The 18,022-nt window shown below is 42.4% G+C and carries 25 protein-coding genes; 11 read left to right on the plus strand and 14 right to left on the minus strand.

Annotated features, from left to right (window positions below):
- The 3 genes from VB714_RS18700 to VB714_RS18710 all read right to left on the minus strand — a co-directional run.
- The coding region (locus VB714_RS18700) for a hypothetical protein (RefSeq protein WP_323226175.1) at positions 1-542 on the minus strand (542 nt) is incomplete at its 3' end.
- A 6-nt stretch (positions 543-548) separates the two neighbouring features.
- On the minus strand, positions 549-1,778 hold the full coding sequence (locus tag VB714_RS18705) for an AAA family ATPase (protein WP_323226176.1): 1,230 nt from the start codon (positions 1,776-1,778) through the stop codon (positions 549-551).
- Positions 1,779-1,781: 3 nt separating this feature from the next.
- Positions 1,782-2,069, minus strand: a complete 288-nt coding sequence (locus VB714_RS18710) for a hypothetical protein (RefSeq protein ID WP_323226177.1) — start codon at positions 2,067-2,069, stop codon at positions 1,782-1,784.
- Here VB714_RS18710 and VB714_RS27525 point away from each other — a divergent pair.
- Complete coding sequence (locus VB714_RS27525) at positions 1,959-2,207, plus strand: endo-1,4-beta-xylanase (protein WP_416309737.1); 249 nt, start codon at positions 1,959-1,961, stop codon at positions 2,205-2,207. The two genes, VB714_RS18710 and VB714_RS27525, sit on opposite strands and share 111 nt — an antisense overlap.
- On the opposite strand, the gene aat is transcribed toward VB714_RS27525, so the two are convergent.
- The 3 genes from aat to rppA form a co-directional block, all read right to left on the minus strand.
- Entirely contained in the window at positions 2,103-2,678 is a 576-nt protein-coding gene (aat, locus tag VB714_RS18715) for a leucyl/phenylalanyl-tRNA--protein transferase (protein WP_416309738.1), read from the minus strand. The genes VB714_RS27525 and aat overlap by 105 nt on opposite strands.
- A 167-nt stretch (positions 2,679-2,845) precedes the next feature.
- Positions 2,846-3,784 carry an alpha/beta hydrolase gene (locus VB714_RS18720; protein WP_323226179.1) on the minus strand — a complete coding sequence of 313 codons (939 nt, stop codon included), beginning with the start codon at positions 3,782-3,784 and terminating at the stop codon, positions 2,846-2,848.
- 287 nt (positions 3,785-4,071) lie between these two features.
- Entirely contained in the window at positions 4,072-4,749 is a 678-nt protein-coding gene (gene rppA, locus VB714_RS18725) for a two-component system response regulator RppA (RefSeq protein WP_323226180.1), read from the minus strand.
- Between the two features lie 38 nt (positions 4,750-4,787).
- Here rppA and hisG point away from each other — a divergent pair, with 38 nt between their 5' ends.
- On the plus strand, positions 4,788-5,408 hold the full coding sequence (gene hisG / locus VB714_RS18730) for an ATP phosphoribosyltransferase (RefSeq protein ID WP_323226181.1): 621 nt from the start codon (positions 4,788-4,790) through the stop codon (positions 5,406-5,408).
- Between the two features lie 22 nt (positions 5,409-5,430).
- Here hisG and VB714_RS18735 read toward each other — a convergent pair whose 3' ends face one another.
- The 3 genes from VB714_RS18735 to VB714_RS18745 all read right to left on the minus strand — a co-directional run bounded on the left by VB714_RS18735 (position 5,431) and on the right by VB714_RS18745 (position 8,336).
- A complete protein-coding gene (locus tag VB714_RS18735) occupies positions 5,431-7,113 on the minus strand; it encodes an ABC transporter ATP-binding protein (protein ID WP_323226182.1) in 1,683 nt (560 codons plus the stop codon).
- A gap of 125 nt (positions 7,114-7,238) precedes the next feature.
- Positions 7,239-7,880, minus strand: coding sequence for a zf-TFIIB domain-containing protein (locus VB714_RS18740; protein WP_323226183.1), 642 nt, complete (start codon positions 7,878-7,880; stop codon positions 7,239-7,241).
- A 201-nt stretch (positions 7,881-8,081) separates the two neighbouring features.
- Positions 8,082-8,336, minus strand: a complete 255-nt coding sequence (locus VB714_RS18745; protein ID WP_323226184.1) for a SemiSWEET transporter — start codon at positions 8,334-8,336, stop codon at positions 8,082-8,084.
- A gap of 38 nt (positions 8,337-8,374) precedes the next feature.
- Between VB714_RS18745 and VB714_RS18750 the strand changes: the two genes are divergently transcribed.
- The 3 genes from VB714_RS18750 (at position 8,375) to ureE (ending at position 10,212) form a co-directional block, all read left to right on the plus strand.
- The gene (locus VB714_RS18750) at positions 8,375-9,154 is read left to right on the plus strand and encodes an ABC transporter permease (protein ID WP_323226185.1); all 780 of its coding nucleotides are present in this window, start codon (positions 8,375-8,377) and stop codon (positions 9,152-9,154) included.
- A gap of 83 nt (positions 9,155-9,237) precedes the next feature.
- A complete protein-coding gene (locus VB714_RS18755) occupies positions 9,238-9,714 on the plus strand; it encodes a DUF4168 domain-containing protein (RefSeq protein ID WP_323226186.1) in 477 nt (158 codons plus the stop codon).
- Positions 9,715-9,768: 54 nt separating this feature from the next.
- On the plus strand, positions 9,769-10,212 hold the full coding sequence (ureE, locus tag VB714_RS18760) for an urease accessory protein UreE (RefSeq protein ID WP_323226187.1): 444 nt from the start codon (positions 9,769-9,771) through the stop codon (positions 10,210-10,212).
- A gap of 155 nt (positions 10,213-10,367) precedes the next feature.
- On the opposite strand, the gene VB714_RS18765 is transcribed toward ureE, so the two are convergent.
- The 3 genes from VB714_RS18765 to VB714_RS18775 all read right to left on the minus strand — a co-directional run bounded on the left by VB714_RS18765 (position 10,368) and on the right by VB714_RS18775 (position 13,111).
- Positions 10,368-11,354: an adenosine kinase gene (locus tag VB714_RS18765; protein WP_323226188.1), complete on the minus strand. Its 987-nt coding sequence runs from the start codon at positions 11,352-11,354 to the stop codon at positions 10,368-10,370.
- 113 nt (positions 11,355-11,467) lie between these two features.
- The gene (gene rplY, locus VB714_RS18770) at positions 11,468-11,773 is read right to left on the minus strand and encodes a 50S ribosomal protein L25 (protein ID WP_323226189.1); all 306 of its coding nucleotides are present in this window, start codon (positions 11,771-11,773) and stop codon (positions 11,468-11,470) included.
- A 27-nt stretch (positions 11,774-11,800) separates the two neighbouring features.
- On the minus strand, positions 11,801-13,111 hold the full coding sequence (locus VB714_RS18775) for an adenylosuccinate synthase (RefSeq protein WP_323226190.1): 1,311 nt from the start codon (positions 13,109-13,111) through the stop codon (positions 11,801-11,803).
- A 353-nt stretch (positions 13,112-13,464) separates the two neighbouring features.
- On the opposite strand from VB714_RS18775, the gene VB714_RS18780 reads away from it, so the two are divergent.
- The 5 genes from VB714_RS18780 to VB714_RS18800 all read left to right on the plus strand — a co-directional run bounded on the left by VB714_RS18780 (position 13,465) and on the right by VB714_RS18800 (position 16,580).
- Positions 13,465-14,505 (plus strand): adenosine deaminase, encoded by a 1,041-nt coding sequence (locus VB714_RS18780; protein ID WP_323226192.1) that lies wholly within the window; start codon positions 13,465-13,467, stop codon positions 14,503-14,505.
- 100 nt (positions 14,506-14,605) lie between these two features.
- Positions 14,606-15,109 (plus strand): DNA recombination-mediator protein A, encoded by a 504-nt coding sequence (locus VB714_RS18785; RefSeq protein WP_323226193.1) that lies wholly within the window; start codon positions 14,606-14,608, stop codon positions 15,107-15,109.
- A gap of 105 nt (positions 15,110-15,214) precedes the next feature.
- Entirely contained in the window at positions 15,215-15,706 is a 492-nt protein-coding gene (locus VB714_RS18790; RefSeq protein WP_204104290.1) for a YajQ family cyclic di-GMP-binding protein, read from the plus strand.
- Between the two features lie 42 nt (positions 15,707-15,748).
- Entirely contained in the window at positions 15,749-16,039 is a 291-nt protein-coding gene (locus tag VB714_RS18795) for a 2Fe-2S iron-sulfur cluster-binding protein (protein WP_323226198.1), read from the plus strand.
- A 106-nt stretch (positions 16,040-16,145) separates the two neighbouring features.
- On the plus strand, positions 16,146-16,580 hold the full coding sequence (locus VB714_RS18800; protein WP_323226194.1) for a DUF4079 domain-containing protein: 435 nt from the start codon (positions 16,146-16,148) through the stop codon (positions 16,578-16,580).
- Positions 16,581-16,596: 16 nt separating this feature from the next.
- On the opposite strand, the gene VB714_RS18805 is transcribed toward VB714_RS18800, so the two are convergent.
- Together VB714_RS18805 and VB714_RS18810 are read right to left on the minus strand one after the other, a co-directional pair.
- Complete coding sequence (locus tag VB714_RS18805) at positions 16,597-16,989, minus strand: hypothetical protein (RefSeq protein ID WP_323226195.1); 393 nt, start codon at positions 16,987-16,989, stop codon at positions 16,597-16,599.
- A gap of 17 nt (positions 16,990-17,006) precedes the next feature.
- The gene (locus tag VB714_RS18810; RefSeq protein ID WP_323226196.1) at positions 17,007-17,552 is read right to left on the minus strand and encodes a hypothetical protein; all 546 of its coding nucleotides are present in this window, start codon (positions 17,550-17,552) and stop codon (positions 17,007-17,009) included.
- Between the two features lie 137 nt (positions 17,553-17,689).
- Between VB714_RS18810 and VB714_RS18815 the strand changes: the two genes are divergently transcribed.
- Positions 17,690-18,022, plus strand: a 333-nt coding sequence (locus VB714_RS18815) for a Uma2 family endonuclease (RefSeq protein WP_323226197.1), incomplete at its 3' end; no start/stop codon positions are given.

The following is an 18,022-nucleotide window of genomic DNA, read 5'->3' on the forward strand; positions in this document are numbered from 1 at the left end:
TCTCTACGGTTAAATTTTTTTGTATTAGCCGGAGCAATTATAACTCCAAGTATTTTGTAAGAATCTGGATCATGATAAACTTGTTCTAATGATTGGGAATTTCTGATTACTTCTCGATATTGAATGATTTGTTCAATAGATTTGCGTAACTGCTCAAATTTTTTATCCTCTTGTTCTTCTTTTACTAAGACATGACGTAGTTCAACCACAACAAGGTAACAATCACTCTGATGAGATCCAATGATTAAATAATCTGCTCTTTTTCCTGACCACTGAGCTTTTTTAGCTGCATAGTCTGCATATTTTTCTAGTTCGCATACCGCAATTGGAGACTCATCAGCCTCAAGAATAGCCCAGTATTTGAGATCCTTGCCATTTTTGTCAGCTATGGTCTCATAAAGCAAAACTTCATTTTCTACATCCACACTTTCTACATCCAGTGGCTGAAGTATTAGACAAAAGTCATCTAAAGAGCTTGGAGAAGGTTGAGTTGGAATTGTTTGAATATCAGGTAAGCTAATATCCGTACAAGGTAAAGGCATTAGAGTTTATTCCCATAATATATCATAGGCTTGAATTTGATTATACTGTACCTCAAGATCGCCTAGTACACTTGAAAGTTTGCTTTCATCTAACTCTCCCGATTTATCATCTCGAATTGAAATAGCTGTACCATCTGAAAATAAATAAGCTGAGAGTTGATTAGATGTTAAGCGTTGTGAAGGATCTGGAAGATTTTTAAATTTTTCTTGAGGTAAATTTTGAGCAGCTAAAATCAAATTATTCAAAACATATAAAATGAATATTGAGTGAGTTGTAATAACAAGTCGAAATCCTTTATTTCTTAAATACGCCAATAATTGTGCGATGGCAATTTGAGCAGAAGGATGGAGATGAGTTTCTGGTTCTTCAATGTGTATGAATAGGGGTCTTTGCGAGGTTTCCCAGCCAAACATTGCTTGAGAAATGGAAACCATTGGCCACGTTTCCATCTGTCCGGAAGATGCCATCTCAATTTCAATTGGACGATCGCTTTGATCTGGCATCCATTGCCATTTTCGAGCATAAAGACCTTTAGAAAAAACTGCATATCCTCCTAGTTCATGCGTAATCATACCATCGATTTCATTCACTTCTAATGGTTTATCTTGAGATTGTTCTTGCCATTTTTGATGTGTATTTGCTGCTTTGAATAGCGCTTTTGTAAACTCACGCATTGTTATGGGGAGTTCTCGTCCTCCCAGAGAAGCCGGATCGGAGTTTATTAACCGTGAAAAAAAAGAGCGTTCTGCGGGAATAAATAGAGCATTAGACGTAATTCCTCCTAACACTGAGGGATCGCTTGTTACCTTCTCCAACCATTCCTGAATTTCCTTCCTGAACTCCTGGATTGGTCTAATTCGATTATTTTCATAAAGGGTTATGATGCGATCGCAATTCTGTTTTATGGCATCTTGTTTTGAATATTGAATTTCTACTCCTTCTTTTGTCATAACAAAAGATGCAAATGTCCTTTCACTCAATTCCCCGGAACGAATGCCCTCAATTACTTTTTTGACACTTATCTCTGGTGTTTCTTGTTTTGAATAGTTAGAAATTAAGTATTGAGCATCACGGAAGAAATATAACAATTGGCTAACTAAAGATTTACCTGTTCCTTGTGGTCCAATAAAAACTGTCAGAGGCGATATTTCTAGAGTAAGAGGAGAATTGACAGCCCGTATCGGTCCGAAATGCCCTTGAATCTGAATACTCTCCTGCATATTTTTGTCTGCCATAATCTAATCTCCGAATATTTTATCATATTTCACAACAATTTCCTGTTTTAATTTTTGTACCTCCTCAAGACTCAATCCTGTTTTCTGGCTAATCATTTCCTCATCCAAAATATCCAATAATTCCTTAGCAATTTCAATCGCTTTTTGTATCGCTATAAAGATGTCTGCACTGCTTGGGATGTGGTCAACGAAGCGATCGCCGACAATGGCAAAATTCGCAAATCTATCTGGAGTCAGATCGAGAACTTTATCCCCAAATGCTTTCAATGGGCGCATCACGCCGATCGCCATGCTCACCTCACTAATGTTCCCGATTCCCTCTTCTCAAACAAACCGACAAGTTTTTGCGATCGCCTTACTAAAAAGAGCATTATATTCATTACTACTCACCTCATAAGCACCAAATCGAGCCAAATGGGGATTCTGTAATTGAGCATCAAAGAGAACAAAATCGCGCGATCGCAAATGCTCGACTAATTTCACCATGGCAACTTTTGACCCCTCGGGAATGCGATAAAACATCGACTCGCCAATAAATGCGCCTTTAATCACCAATCCTAAAATACCCCCAGCCAGTTCGTCTCCCTCCCAAGTCTCAAAACTGTGAGCGCATCCCGCTAAATGCAATTCCCAATAAATCTCCTTGAGTTGGTCGGAAATCCAAGTTGTTTCGCGATCGGCACACCCCTCGCAGACTGTCCGAAAATCGCGATCGATCGCCACGGAAAAACGATTTTGATTGAGAGTGCGACGCAGAGATTTAGGATAGCGAAAGCGATTGTCTAGGGGAATAAGAGCGCGTCGATCGCTTGAATACCATCCCAAATCCCCCTTATCATCCGCCATGAGAAAGAAGCCTTGGGTGTAACCATCGATGAGAGCAGAAACATTAATGACCATACCAAACGCAATTTGCAGTGCGATTTTCGCAAAATATTGAGGGATTTCCACTTTAGAAGATCGAGTGCATCGTCACCAGCTACTAAGATTGAGAAAAATCTATCGGACTTGTTGCTAGGTAATGTAAACCCCAATACCAAACTAACAAAAATATTTGCCCAAGATATTTAGGCTTCTGCCAAAACTTTTTGTAAATCTACAGCAATTTCTCTTAAAACCACTTCGGAAATTTCCCACAAATTCGGATTACCTAAAAATCCATGAATTAAACCTGGACAAAATTGGCGCATGACTTTAACTCCATCTGCTTCTAGGCGATCGCAATAAGCATCTGCTTCCGATCGCAGCACGTCATATTCAGAAATTAACACTCGCGCGGGGGGTAAATTGGCAAGAGTTTCTGCTTGCAGTGGCGAAGCATAAGCATTTTGACCCTCTTCTGAATGGGAGAGATAATGAGACCAACACCATTTCATTTCCTCGCGAGTCAATCCATATCCGTCGCTAAATTTGCGATAGGAAGGCGTATCAAATCCGTAATTCATCACGGGATAAATGAGCAGTTGGTGGCTTAATTTCGGTATCTTGCGATCGCGTGCCATTAGTGTCACAACTGCGGCTAAATTTCCCCCTGCACTGTCTCCCGCTACAGCAATTCTGTCAGGATCGCTCCCTAATTCTGCGCCATTTTGACTCGCCCAAAGTGTAGCATTATAAGCATCTTCGGCGGCGGTGGGAAACTTAAAATCTGGGGCGCGGCGATAGTCTACAGAAATGACTAAGCATTCGGCTTCTTTTGCCAAAAAAGAACAGAGGCGATCGAAGCTCTCTAAAATACCTAAAACCCAGCCTCCACCATGAAAAAACATTAAAATTGGCAAGGATTTTTTTTGGCTTTCGGGAGTATAAATGCGAAGAGGAAGTTTATAGTTGATAGCTACAGGAATCGTGCGATCGCTGATGCAAACCCCTTCAGGAACAAATTTAGCTGCTGCTTGGCCAAATCCATCGAACATTTCTCGTGCTTGTTGGGGAGAAAGTCGATCGAGAGTCGGCAAAATGCGAGTTTCTTCTAAAAATTGGGCAATTTTGGGATTGAGAGACACTGTTTGATAGTTGATAGTTGAGAGTTGATAGTTGATAGTTGAGAGTTGAGAGTTGAGAGTTGATAGTTGATAGTTGAGAGTTGATAGTTGAGAGTTGAGAGTTGAGAGTTGATAGTTGAGAGCGGGGCAGTGATTATATCAAATCCGGAAAATTAACCGTAATAAAAAACCTAGGGAGCGAGACGCTCCCACTACGATAATATTCAATTATTACAGTAGTGCGGGCATCTTGCCCGCTTGTTATACTCATTAACCGGATTTGATATTATTTCCGGATTTGATATTATTCACAGTCCAAAGCGATATCCTTTGCCATAAATAGTATGAATTAATGTACTTTCTCCTTTGGCTTCAATTTTGCGCCGTAAGAGGCGAACTAAGGCGGCTAAAACGTTGCTATTGGGTTGCTCTTCCCCACGCCATAGAAATTGAAAGATTTGCTGGTGGGTGAGCAATTGTCCGGTATTCTGCATGAAATATAATAACAATTTTGCTTCTTTTTCTGAGAGGGAGATAGCGCGATCGCCGCGATAGGCGATTTGATTTTTGCGATCGAGTTCGAGATCTGCGACCTTCAGGTGGGAGTTAGCAGCAAGCTCTAATTGAGACGATCGCCTCAATAAAGCTCGCACTCGTGCTAATAATTCTCGCAACTCGAAGGGTTTGACGAGGTAATCATCCGCCCCTGCATCCAATCCCAGTACGCGATCGTCTAGGGTATCTTTAGCCGTGAGAAATAAGACTGGAGGAGTTTGAGAGTGCGATCGCAGTTCCCGACAAATTTCTAAACCTGACTTTTGCGGCATCATCCAGTCTAAAATCAAAAGGTCATAACTGTTCTGCATTGCTAACTGCATTCCGACAATGCCCTCATTCGCCGTGTCTACCTCATAGCCTTCTAAGAGAAGAACTTGACGCAAAGGTTCGGTTAATTCCATTTCGTCATCCACTAACAAAATTTGCATTCGCTTATCCATTCCTTATTACCCATTACCCACGATCGATGATTACCGTTGCATTACCCAAAGGCGCTCTTTTAAAAGATAGCATTGCTCGCTTTAAAAAAATTGGTTTAGATTTCAGTGCTTTTTTAGATTCCAAAAATCGCCAATTACAAATCGAAGACCCCACAGGAACAGCAAAAGCGCTACTGGTTCGAGCTCAAGATGTCCCCGTTTACGTCGAATACGGTCAGGCACAATTAGGGATAGTAGGTTACGATGTTTTGCGAGAAAAAACCGCAGAAGTTGCGGAACTTGTCGATCTCCAGTTCGGTCACTGTCGTATGTCCGTTGCTGTTCCCGCCAACACTTATAAACAGCCTTTAGAACTTCCTCCTCACGGTCGCGTTGCTTCAAAATTCGTGCATTGCGCTCGAGAGTATTTTCATCAATTAGACTTACCTGTAGAAATTATTCCTCTTTACGGCTCTGTGGAACTCGGTCCCATTACGGGAATGTCTGAGGCGATCGTGGATCTGGTCTCCACGGGACGAACTTTGCAAGAAAATGGTTTGGTGGAAATTGCCGTTCTTTTTCAGAGTAGCGCTCGGGCGATCGCGCATCCTCTCAGTTATCGACTCAATGCTAATAATTTACACGATTGGGTCGAGCAACTTCGTTAAGAAAATTTACCCAGCTAGGGGTTTAGAGGGCAATTTTAGGGGATTGAGTATCCAATAAAGGAGCAGCGCTTAAAAGAGTTTGGGTGTAGGGATGTTGAGGATCGGTAAAAATCTGCTCGGTTTCGCCAATTTCCACAATTTTCCCTGCATTCATGACGGCAATGCGATCGCATAAAAATCGAGCTACCCAAAGATCGTGAGTGATAAAAAGATAAGTTAGATCGAACTCGTCTTTTAATTCTCGCATTAAGTCAAGAACTTGAGTTTGTACGCTGGCATCTAACATACTCACCGGTTCATCGCAGATTAATAATTCCGGTTGTACGACCAAAGCGCGGGCGATCGCGACGCGCTGTTGCTGTCCTCCCGATAATTCCCGAGGGTAACGGCGATAATATTCTTCTACTGGCGTTAACCCAACCCTCTCTAGCATTGCTTCCACTTTTTGACGTGCTTCGGAGGGGGTGGCGAGTTGGTGAATGAATAAAGGATCCGCGATCGCCTCTCCCACTTTCATCAAAGGGTTCAAACAAGCGAGGGGGTCTTGAAAAATCATTTGCATTTGACGGCGCAGGAGGCGAAAATCGGCGGTTTTCAAATGAGATATCTCTTGTCCGTGCCATTTCACGCTGCCAGAAGTAGGTGCAACTAATTGGAGAATGGTGCGAGAAAGGGTACTTTTGCCACAACCAGACTCTCCTACTAAGCCGAGAATTTCGCCGCGATAAAGGGTAAAATCGACCTCATCGACGGCTTTAATTGTTTTGGCCGCTTCCTGAGAAAAAAGCTGTTGCAGAAAACTATTTTCAAGGACGTAATGCTGTTTTAAATCTTTAACTTCCAGTAACGGAGAATTTTTAACAGGATTTTGTACTGCTCTATTATGTTTTATTTCTTGTTCTTCTTCATCTGTAACTTGTATATGTAACGCCGCCGCGAGGAGCGATCGCGTGTAATGGTGTTGAGGATTAGACAAAATCGCTTGCGTGTTTCCCGTCTCTACCATTTTTCCTTGGTACATCACCGCCACGCGATCGCAATATTCCCCTACCATCGCCAAATCGTGAGAAATCAACAACAGTGCCAAATCTCTCTCTCGACACAAGCGGGTAAGTTCTTGGAGAATTTCCGCAGCTACTGTAACATCTAAACTGGTAGTGGGTTCATCGGCAACAATGAGTTTAGGATCGAGGAGAAGGGCGAGGGCAATAGCCACGCGCTGGCGCATTCCACCGCTAAATTCATGGGGATATTGGGACCAGCGATCGCTGGGAATTCTCACCCCTTCCAGGATGGCGATCGCTTTATCTTTGGCTTCTTTTTTAGACAGTTGGAATTGATGAGAGAGCAAAGTTTCGAGACAGTGATCCCCAATAGTCATGAGGGGATCGAGGCGAGTCATGGGGTCTTGAAATACTAATGCAACCGCTTCTCCGCGAAATTGCCGCAACTGTAACGGGTTGAGATCGAAAACCGATTTCCCCTCAAAACTCACTTTTCCTTCAATACGAGTTGCAGAAGGTAATAAACGCATAGAAGCGCGTCCCAAGGTTGATTTTCCGCACCCAGATTCTCCCACAAATCCCAATCTCTCCCCCGCATTGAGGGAAAATGAAACATCATCCACCGCCCAATCAATCGTTTCTTGAGGCTGACGATTGTGATAAGCAACTCTTAAATTTTCGACACGCAAGAGATCGGGCATTATGGTAGTTGATAGTTGATAGTTGATAGTTGATAGTTGATAGTTGATAGTTGATAGTTGATAGTTGATAGTTGATAGTGGGGGAAAGGATTATTTTGAGGGAAAATCTAGCTTATCTCTCCTGATTATTGATAGAGTTGTCCATCTTTAAATTTCTGGACTTCTTTGACATCCATTTTATTGACGGTTTTTCGCATTAGATAAGCAAGACCGTAATCACCATTGGGGTGTTTGAGTAGGCGATCGCTGAGTGAAAAAATTTCAGATGCAAACTCCTCACCTAACTTATCAATTAGAGTTTGACGTTCAGTTGCGACATATTCTTGTTCTCGCATTTGCATTTGCCATTGGCGATCGAAAAACTGTTCCAGAGAACTATTTAATCCTAAAGTGCTTAATAATTCCCATTCTCCTTCATCGCACCAGAAACCTTCGCATTCTGGGCAGCGTTCGAGAAAAAAGGGCTGTTTGTACTTAACCTTGGCACGAGATAGATAGCGGCTGCATTCCGGACATAATCCGGCTCTACTATCTACGGGAGAGGGCGTAAAGCCTAAATCTGTTTTTGCTTGAAGCAAATCTGGAGTAGCTGATTTTTGAGGCTGTTGGTGTCGCCACTCTCGATAAGGCTTGTTGGAAAGCCACATTCCCTTACACTCAGAACAGCGTTTAACCGGAATTTCCCCCGGTAATTGGCTGTCAAGTAGGACAGCATTTCTACACTTCGGACATTCCACAGATTTGCTTCCCTCCAACCGCGTCAACATAATTACTTTGCTCCAAGCAATTCTACCAAGATGCTTGCCCAAATGGGACAGAATCAAAGATAAAAAATGAAAAAGTCACAATACATCCTAATTTGTCACCCAAGAGCCAACAACAGAAAAAGTTCGGAGTGAGAGATTTTGTATCGATCGGTAAATTTGTGGATGAGGTGATTCTTTTTACCTTTTCTCAAGACATAACAGTTATCGATACCTCAGTTTAAACCATAAAATAGTTGAAGCTAGTAATCCCGTCACAATGTTAGTCAGAATGACAGGAATATCGTGAATTAAAAATCCATAGGTAATCCATAAAAATACCCCCGTACAAAATGTGATAAACATTCCTTGAGAAATATCTTTCGTTGACTTTGATTTCCAAGTTTTTAGCACTTGGGGGACAAAAGCAACAGTTGTTAAAGAGCCTGCTGTTAAGCCGATCAATGTTACAAAATCCATAAACTAACTAACAAATTAACGATTGCAATAGTCATAACATGAATTCTTTAATTTCCCTCGATCTATTCGATGTCGCTTTAGGTTTGGCTTTGATGGCGATCGCCATCGCCCTAGCAGCATGGCAACGGTTGGGACTGGCCGGACAAATGGCGATCGCTACCCTTCGCACCGTTGTACAACTTCTCGTAGCAGGTTATCTCCTTGCCTTTATTTTTGACCTCAATAGCCCTTGGGCTGTCCTTGCTGCTCTGATTTTCATGCTCTCCGTGGCGGCGATCGTCACCCACAACCGGATCGCCCCCCAACATAAACCTCTTTTCCCCATCATCTGGGGGTCTTTACTGGCCGGTCTTTTTTTAACCTTGAGCTACATTATTATCGCGATCGTTCAACCGCAAATCTGGTACAGCCCCCAATATCTCATTCCTTTAGGGGGGATGATCCTCGGTAATGCTATGAATACCGCCGCTATTTCGGGGGAGCGTTTGGCGAGTGCGATCGATCGCAGCGCCATCGAAATTGAAACCCATCTCAGTTTGGGTGCAACCTCCCAACAAGCCGTCGCCTCTTACCGCAAAGATGCCATTCGAGCCGGTCTGATCCCTCTAATTAACCGCATGATGGTGGTGGGACTCGTGACTTTACCCGGCACCCTAACCGGTCAAGTTTTAAGCGGTGTTGACCCCATTGATGCCGCTCTCTATCAGATTATCATCATGTTTATGGTTGCTTTTGCGGAACTGGTTGTGGTTTTACTCGTCACTCGCGGTATCTCCCGCCAATTTTTCAATCCCTCTGAGCAGTTGCAAGGAATTTGACACTGAGGAACTTATCTTGCGTAAAATAACTCTGGAGAGGAAGATTACCATTTATCCATTGCCTGTTTGTTTTTTTTACATTTATGTTAACGATCGCAAAACTGTCTCAGAATATCGGCCAACCCGTCCTTCGCTCCCTAGCGATCGCGGGTTTGGCGATCGCGGCTATTGGTGTTGGTGTTGTGCCGGATATCACCCGTCCTGCTCCTCATTTGTTCGATACTGTCGCTCAAGCTCAAAATGTTACGAATGACGAGATTCAAAGTTATGCCAGAGCCGTTTTAGACATGGAACCCATTCGTCAATCGGCTTACAATGACATCAAAAAAATCGTCACTCCTAATGCTCCCCCTAATATTGCTTGTAATGCGGGGGCCAGCTTTAGCGGACTTCCTGGCAATGCCAGACAAATTGCCGTAACTTATTGCAATGAATCTCGTCGAATCGTGCGAGATAACGGGCTATCGATCGAACGTTTTAATCAAATTACTTCTCAAATTCAAGGGGGCGATGTCGATCTCGAAAGACGCATTCAAAGTGCAATGAGACAGTTACAATGAAACAATTACAATACAATAGCTAGTTACAATTAGTAACTCTATCTGTAATTTTTCATGCTAACCCTAACTCAACGTCTGACGAAGCCCGCGATCGCGAGGCAAGATTGTTTACATCTTCCTCTTAGTGCTGAAGAAAGAACTCGCAGTCGCCATCGTTTGGAAACTTCTGATGGTCATGTATTTGTTCTGAAACTACCCAGAGGAACTATTATCAGCGATGGCGACTTTCTTCAAGCAGAAACGGGGGAAATTGTTTGTATTATTGCCAAACCCGAACCTATTTTAACGGTTCGAGCCAAGACTCCCCTCGGATTACTCAAAGCTGCTTATCATTTGGGCAATCGTCATGTTGCTCTGGAAATTAGCGAAACTTATTTGCGTTTTTCTCCCGATCCCGTCCTGCGATCGATGTTAGTGCAATTAAGTTCAACTTTAGAAATTAAAGAGGAAATAGCGCCTTTTTATCCTGAAATTGGCGCTTATCAACATAAACACTAAATGAACACTAAATGATAAACACTGAAGGAAACCAATTGCTTTTCTTCTTATTACTAAGTTATCACAGAGAACAAGCCAAATAACATGGCGCGATCGCGGAAAATATTCCGCATTTTAACCTAAGCGATGAGTTGAATATTCTCTGCCCAAAATTATTAGCTTATTAACAAAGATTGTAACTCCTCGGTTTCCATGCGAGGACCAAAGCGAGTAACAATTTTGGCTGCGGCACGAGAGGCTAAATTTCCCGCTTCGGCGAAACTCATTCCCTCAGTAATACCATGTAAAAAAGCTCCCGCATACATATCTCCTGCACCAACAGTATCGATCGCCTCCACGGAAACTGGAGCAATTTCCAGCATCTTTTCACCATCAAAAATAATAGATCCTTGTCCTCCCCGAGTTACAGCAAAACATTTGGTAAGAGTTTTGAGATATTCAATCCCATCCGCTAAATTATCCGTTTCTGCCAGTTTTAAAACTTCACTTTCATTGGCAAAAATGAAATCTAAACCCGACCCAATCACTTCTAATAGCCCTTCTTTGAAAAACTCAGCCATATTCGGATCTGATAAAGAAAGACTGGTTTTAACCCCCGCTTCTTCCGCAATTTCTCGAGCGCGAATTGCTGCTTCTTTCCCTGTTGGAGAGGGCATCAAATAGCCTTCAATATATAAATACTCTGAATTTTTTAATTCTTCTGCAACTAATTCATCCGTAGAAAAATTTCCTGTAATTCCTAGAAAAGTATTCATGGTGCGATCGGCATCAGGGGTGACAAAAACTAAACATTTCCCCGTAATTCCAGCCTCGCGATGTTGGTGCTGTAAATTCGTCTCGACACCACAGCGTAATAAATCTTCTAAAAAGAAAGAGCCTGTTTCATCCGCAGCCACTTTACAAGAATAAAATCCCTTGCTACCCAATTGACTTAAAGCAACCATTGTATTCGCCGCAGATCCACCGCAACTTTTTTTGCACGGGAATGCTTTTAGCGTATCAACCAAATCCCAATGGCGCAATTCATCAACTAAGGTCATTACTCCCTTATCAATTTGAAGTTCCTTTAATTGTGCTGGAGAAACTTCAAATTCCATATCAACGAGAGCATTGCCAATACCGTAGACATTATATTTTTTCATAGTTGCTGCGTTTTACCAAAATTTAGGTTGATATTGCCCAAGAAATAGAAAACAAGAAGAATCCAAAAAAAGGCGCATTCTCATACGCCTCCTCTACTTTAATTATTGTGAATTTAGTCTTCAGGTTTGTCAACCGCGAAGAAACTGAGGTGATAAATCGTACCTTTCCAGGGATGAGTTTGTACTTCTCTAATCACGGTTGTTCCTTGCCAAGATAAATCGGGAATATTAACCTCAACAATGGTTTTATTGGCTGCAGCATGACGTAGGAGTGATTCTGCTTCCTTCCGTTTAACGACAAGATGTACGGAGTTTGCACCATCGTGGCCGTATAAATTAGCAGGAATTAAACCTTCACTACGCAAGGCTCTTGACTTGCTCATTTCCGGTCTTTTTTGACATTCAATCGTAACTGACATGGTTTTTAGTGATTGGTTGGTTATTGATTAAATCAGTAAGGCACGTTTGGGTCCGTGAATGGGGTCTTCAACTATGATAGTTTGGTCGCGACTGGCTCCCAAAGAAACGATCGCAATAGGAACTTCCATCAATTCAGCAAGGAACTTGAGATAGTCTAATGCTTTTTGGGGCAAATCATCTAAATTACGACATTCTTCTGTGGATTGTTTCCATCCCGGTAGTGTTTTGTAAATGGGACGACATTTGGCAAACTGGGAAGTGCTGCTGGGGAGATGATGGCATTTTTCTCCGTCTACGTCATAAGCAACGCAAATTTTGATTTCCTCCAAACTATCCAAAACGTCAAGTTTGGTAATCGCCAGACAGTCTAACCCATTGATCCGCACGGCATAGCGACCGATGACCGCATCAAACCAACCGCAACGACGACGGCGACCGGTGGTAGTGCCAAATTCCGCCCCGCGATCGCCTAATAAGGTGCCGATCTCGTCGTGTAGTTCTGTGGGGAAGGGACCTTCACCTACACGGGTAGTATAGGCTTTTGCGACCCCGATAACGCGATCGATGATGGTCGGTCCAACTCCTGCACCGACGCAAGCACCGCCAGAAATCGGGTTAGAGGAGGTGACATAGGGATAAGTCCCGTGATCCAAATCTAAGAGTGTCCCTTGCGCCCCTTCAAATAAAATATTTTTGCGACCCTTAACGGCTTCATCGATTTTGAGAGAACTATCGACAACATGAGAACGCAGGCGATCGGCGTACTTTAAGTATTGTGCGATAACATCTTCAGGATTAAGCGGCTCTAAATTGTAAAGTTTTTCTAAAACTTCATTTTTGGCTTTGACCGATCGCCTCAGCAATTTCGGTAATCCTTCTGTGTCCAATAGGTCAATAATCCGAATCCCTGCACGTTCAGATTTATCCGCGTAGGTTGGACCGATCCCTCGTTTGGTGGTACCGATTTTGTGTTTTCCCCGCTTCTCTTCCGATGCTTGGTCGATGAGACGGTGATAGGGCATTGTTACATGGGCTGTTTGGGAGATATAGAGATTATCGCTCGAAATTCCCAAGGTTTCGAGTTGGTCGATTTCTTCGATCAGCACTTTTGGGTCAATAACGGTGCCGGAACCGATAATACATTGGGTTTTCGGGTAAAGAATGCCCGAGGGAATTAAATGGAGTTTAAACGTGCGATCGCGGACGACCACAGTATGTCCGGCATTTACCCCACCTTGGTAACGCACGACGACATCCGCCGATCGACTCAACAAATCGGTAATCTTGCCTTTTCCTTCGTCTCCCCACTGGGCACCAATAACAATAACGTTTGCCAAGGGTCTCGCTCTTATACGACAGTTTTCACAAACTACCATTATCTGGACTCAATGGGAAAAATGTCAAGGGGGGAATGGGGAATTGAGTTGACATTTTATTCAATTTAATTTTGAATATCAACTTGTCTCAGTTTATACTGTTTTCTTATGATGGCAACAGATTTACCAAATAAATGATTGCGTACATTTTTTTCCCTTGCCATGACATTGTAATTCTTTTCGTAATATCCGAATTTGAATGAAAAAGCGGGTTTTCCATGCGATCGCCTCTAAGAATTTGAGATTAAGGATTGTACGACTTACCGGAAAAAACGATAAAATAAAATTAAGTTACAAATTGTAAATCTTACGTTATGGCTTTATACGCAGAATTACATCGTCATCTAGGGGGATCTGTGGTTCCTCGTATCTTTTGGCGCTACTGTCAGCGTCATAATCAGGAATTAATAGCCCGCTTTCCCGAATATTCAGACTTTGAAGGGTTTTACACTCGTCCCCGCAATACCCTAGATGAGTATTTAGAGTTACACACCCTCGTCGAAAAAGTTCAAACCGAAGAGACACTTCCTTATTTTATTTATCGCCTCATTCGTGGGGCGTATATTTTTGAGAATTTAGCTTACCTGGAATTGCGCTATACGCCCTATCTTCGGACTTCCGAGGATTTGAGCCAAAACGATCGCATTGACCAGATGCAGGCGATCGTGGAGACAGTAGGACGCGCTTCTCAGTTGGCAGAGTGTCCCATCGTTACCAGCCAAATCCTCTGTATGCACTCTCGCTTGCCTTATGAGGTGAATAAGGCGATCGCGGAATTGGCAGTGAATTATCCCCAATATGTTTGTGCCATCGATGTTGCGGGGGGAGATGCCCATTATGGCGATCGCCTGGATGAATTCGTGCAATTGTACCGTTATGCGCGATCGCGGGGCTTAAAAACCACAGGACATCTCTACGAAACCCGCGACGGCTGTTATCCGGAACTTCTCCCCTATTTGTTGCGGATCGGTCACGGCATCCAAATTCCCCTACACTACCCAGAATTATTGCCCGAATTAGCCGCCAACGGGCAATGCTTGGAAGTTTGCCCGACCACTTATATCAAAACCGGCACCCTAGAAGACCCCAAACAACTGAAAACCGTCTTCGATCGCTGTTTTGAAGCGGGAGTGGATATTGCCATTTGTACCGATAATGCTGGGCTGCATAACGTCCGCTTGCCCTTCGAGTACGAAAATTTACTCACCCTCGATATTATCGATTTTCGGCAACTGCAAGCCTGTCAGGATGCCGCCTTTCGCCATGCCTTTGCTTGGCCTCACGGTCAAGCCCCAGCCTCTTTATTAACGGGACTTTTGCAGGAAGAAGCAGCCAAAGTTGCCACAGTTCTCTAATTTTCCAGTCCTCTGTTAAGATAAAATTGCTCTGTTCTAGTCTCGCGATCGACGACTAGCGTTATTTTGTCAGCAAACCAGTTCCAACCGAGTAACCAATTTGAGTCAGTCCATCGAAGTAAAAGAAATCGATACGTTAGCACAAGAACTGGCAGCTATTCAACAAACCAGTTCCAAACGTATTGCCCTACTAGGTTCGCGTCACCTTCCCCTCGCGCACCAAAAAATTATTGAGACCATGAGTTATGCCCTTGTGTTGGGGGGCAACCGTTTGATGACTTCTGGTGCAACGGGAACGAATTTAGCTGCCATTCGCGGGGCTATGAATGCCGATCCCAATCTGTTGACGGTGATTTTACCCCAAAGTTTATCTCGTCAGCCGAGAGAGTCGCGAGAAGTCTTGGAAATGGTGATTCATCTCGTGGAAAATCCCGAAAACGATCGCCTTTCCCTGGGGGAAGCGAGTGCTTTGTGCAACCGGGAAATTATTGCACGCTGTCAGCAATTAGTTTGTTTTGCGTTTCACGATAGTCATACTCTATTGAAGACTTGCGAGGAGGCAGAAGAACAGCGTAAAATTGTGACTCGTTTCTATTTTGATTAAATCTTAAATCTCACTTTGACGGAGGAATTGCGATCGCGACTCCTATTTTTGCAAGGAAGATTTAAGGAAAACTGATTTTGCTTACTGATTACTGTTTACTAAACTATGGCTTCGACTTGCTCTTTTGACGTGGTTAGCGATTTTGACTATCAAGAAATGGTTAACACAGTCGATCAAACCCAAAGAGAAATAAAAGGTCGTTACGATCTTAAAGATACCAATAGCACGGTAGAACTGAGTGAAACGGCAATTACTGTCAATACTGATAGTGATATGACTTTGGATGCAATTCACGGGATTTTGCGCCAAAAAGCAGCTAAACGAGAACTCTCCCAAAAGATTTTTGAATATGGTAAGGTTGAATCCGCCAGTGGCGATCGCGTTCGTCAGGAAATAACCTTAAAAAAGGGAATTAGTCAAGAATTAGCAAAGAAACTTAGCAAATCAATTCGAGATAATTTTAAAAAGGTTCAAGCCTCAATTCAAGGAGATTCGGTCAGAGTGACTAGCAAATCTAAGGACGATCTGCAAGAAATTATTCAGTTTCTCAAACAGGAAGATTTCCCCGTCGCATTACAATTTACAAACTACCGATAAGACTACAGGAAAAAGGCAATGGCAAATCGCTATACTGTTTAAATTAATCACGAAGGATCGACCCAGACAATCACCGTTGCAGAGGATCAAAAGATTCTGGAAGTTGCTTTAGCAGAGGGAATTGAATTACCGTCTTCTTGCACTGCTGGGGTTTGTACGACTTGTGCTGCTAAGATTTTAGAAGGTAAAGTCGAACAAGATGTGATGGGACTTTCTCCTGAGTTACAAGAGGAAGGATATGCTTTATTATGTTATGCCTATCCGCGATCGGATTTGAAGTTGGTATCGAATCAGGAAGATGAAGTTTATCATCGTCAGTTTCCCTCAGCTTAACTGGTTTGCTTAACGTCAAAAGTTTTACAAAATAGTTAGGGGTTGTCCTGATGATAACCCTTAATTTTATGATTAAGAAATCGAGAATAAATATTTTGAGACGATTGTGAATTTACCTTCTTTTCTTTGGCTTTGGAAAATTGCAGCTTGGTCGATGGGGTTGGCGATCGCTGCTTATTTCCTTTTGGCGATCGCAGGAATTTGGATGCGTATTTTGCGTTTAAAAAACCAATCTTACCCTCAAGGTTTGCGGTTATTTCACCTGGCGATCGGCAGTATTTTGGTATTTTTAGTGTTACTTTTACTCACTGTTGGTATTATTGGCACATTAGGCTATTACGGCAATTTGGGACATTCTCCCCACCTTGTCGCGGGAATTTTGGTGGTAACGTTGGTGTTAGTGTCTGCGGGGAGTGCATTGGCGATCGGGAAATGGGAAAAAGCGCGATCGCTTCATCTGATTACAAATTCAATTCTCTTTTTTGGCTTTATTTTTGTCTCGCTTTCAGGTTGGGGTATCGTACAAAAGTATTTACCTTAGTTGCAGAAATCGTATTTTAATTGGGTTCAAGAAAATCGGAAAGCACTTCATCGGGTTCATCTTCTATATCTTCCTCCATCTCTTTTAACTCTTCTGCGATCGCATTCTCAAATCGAGGCTGGGAAACTGGCGATCGCGGGATAGAACCCAGATTAACTTGTTGTTGCAATCTTGTTACCGTGACATTAAGCTGACTCAACATTTGTTTGAAAACAGCGACTTCTCCTTCTAATTTTATCAAGCGATCGCTAGAATTTGCGCCAACTTCTCCTAAATATAAAGCGATCGCTTCGCCAATAATTTCTGCTTGAGATGTGTTGCGATCGGCAGCAATTTTTTGAATCTTATCCTGCCAAGTCGAGGAAATTTGACAACTCACCGTAACTTGTTTATTCCTGCTTTGATTCATTATCAATTAACTTCTATTTATTCAATCTTATCACTACTTTGAGGCAAATAATCATAGCGTTGCAAAAGTTTTAATAAAAACTCACTAGCAGAACAACAAGTTTTGTAATGTCTGGTATTGTTCCAACCGCGAACAGTATTAGGCGATCGCCATAATTCTAAATGATTCACCCCCGGATCTGCATAAAAACTCTCCTCCCCAGAACCTAATAATGCAGCACTCCAATGGGTAAAATAGTCGTGACTGAGGCGATAAATAGGAAAATTTCCTGTTAGTGGTACACCCCATCCATCAAGGGCAATAAATGCACTAATTTTCCCTCCTTGACTTTGCCATGCTAAAGCTGCAAATATTGCCCCAACAACTCCCGCACTAAAAGCAAGGAAGAGAAGAGAAGAAATGCGATCGCTATTTTTGTTAAGGAAATTTAAGACATCAATTCCCGAATAAGGAGGAATAGTTGAGGGGAGAATGAGAAGGCGATCGCGGGATAATTCTAAATTCTCAATCAAATTATCAGTAAGTTCTGGGGCATGAATTCCAGGACAGATAAAGATTGTCATATTAAGTTCACAAAATAGCTCAAAAAACAATTATTTGTTACTTTTCTTGATATAAGTGCGATCGCAGATTGCTCGATCGATGGAAGTTTGCCTTATGATTGTATAGAATTGCAATTGTTTATTCGCGATTTACGGAAATGACAGTTTTAACTCCAATTCATAAAATTTATCTGCATAGCGGGAGTAACATTACGATTCCCGATCTCAGTTGGCAAGAGTTTGAAGATATTTTAGAAGAACTGGGTGAAAAGCGCAATGTGCGACTTGCCTATAGTCAAAATTGCTTAAAAATTATGTCACCTTCCCCAGAACACGAACGCGCTAAAATTGTTATATCCGATCTTGTCAAAATTATCTTGAGAGTACAAAGAAGAGCATGGGAGGCTTTAGGCTCAACAACTTTTAAAAAGAAAACAATGCAAGCAGGAATTGAGCCAGATGAATGTTTTTATATTCAGAATTATCGAGCA

It is taken from the genome of Spirulina sp. 06S082, from assembly GCF_034932145.1.
In the GTDB taxonomy this organism is placed as follows: Bacteria; Cyanobacteriota; Cyanobacteriia; order Cyanobacteriales; family Spirulinaceae; genus CCY15215.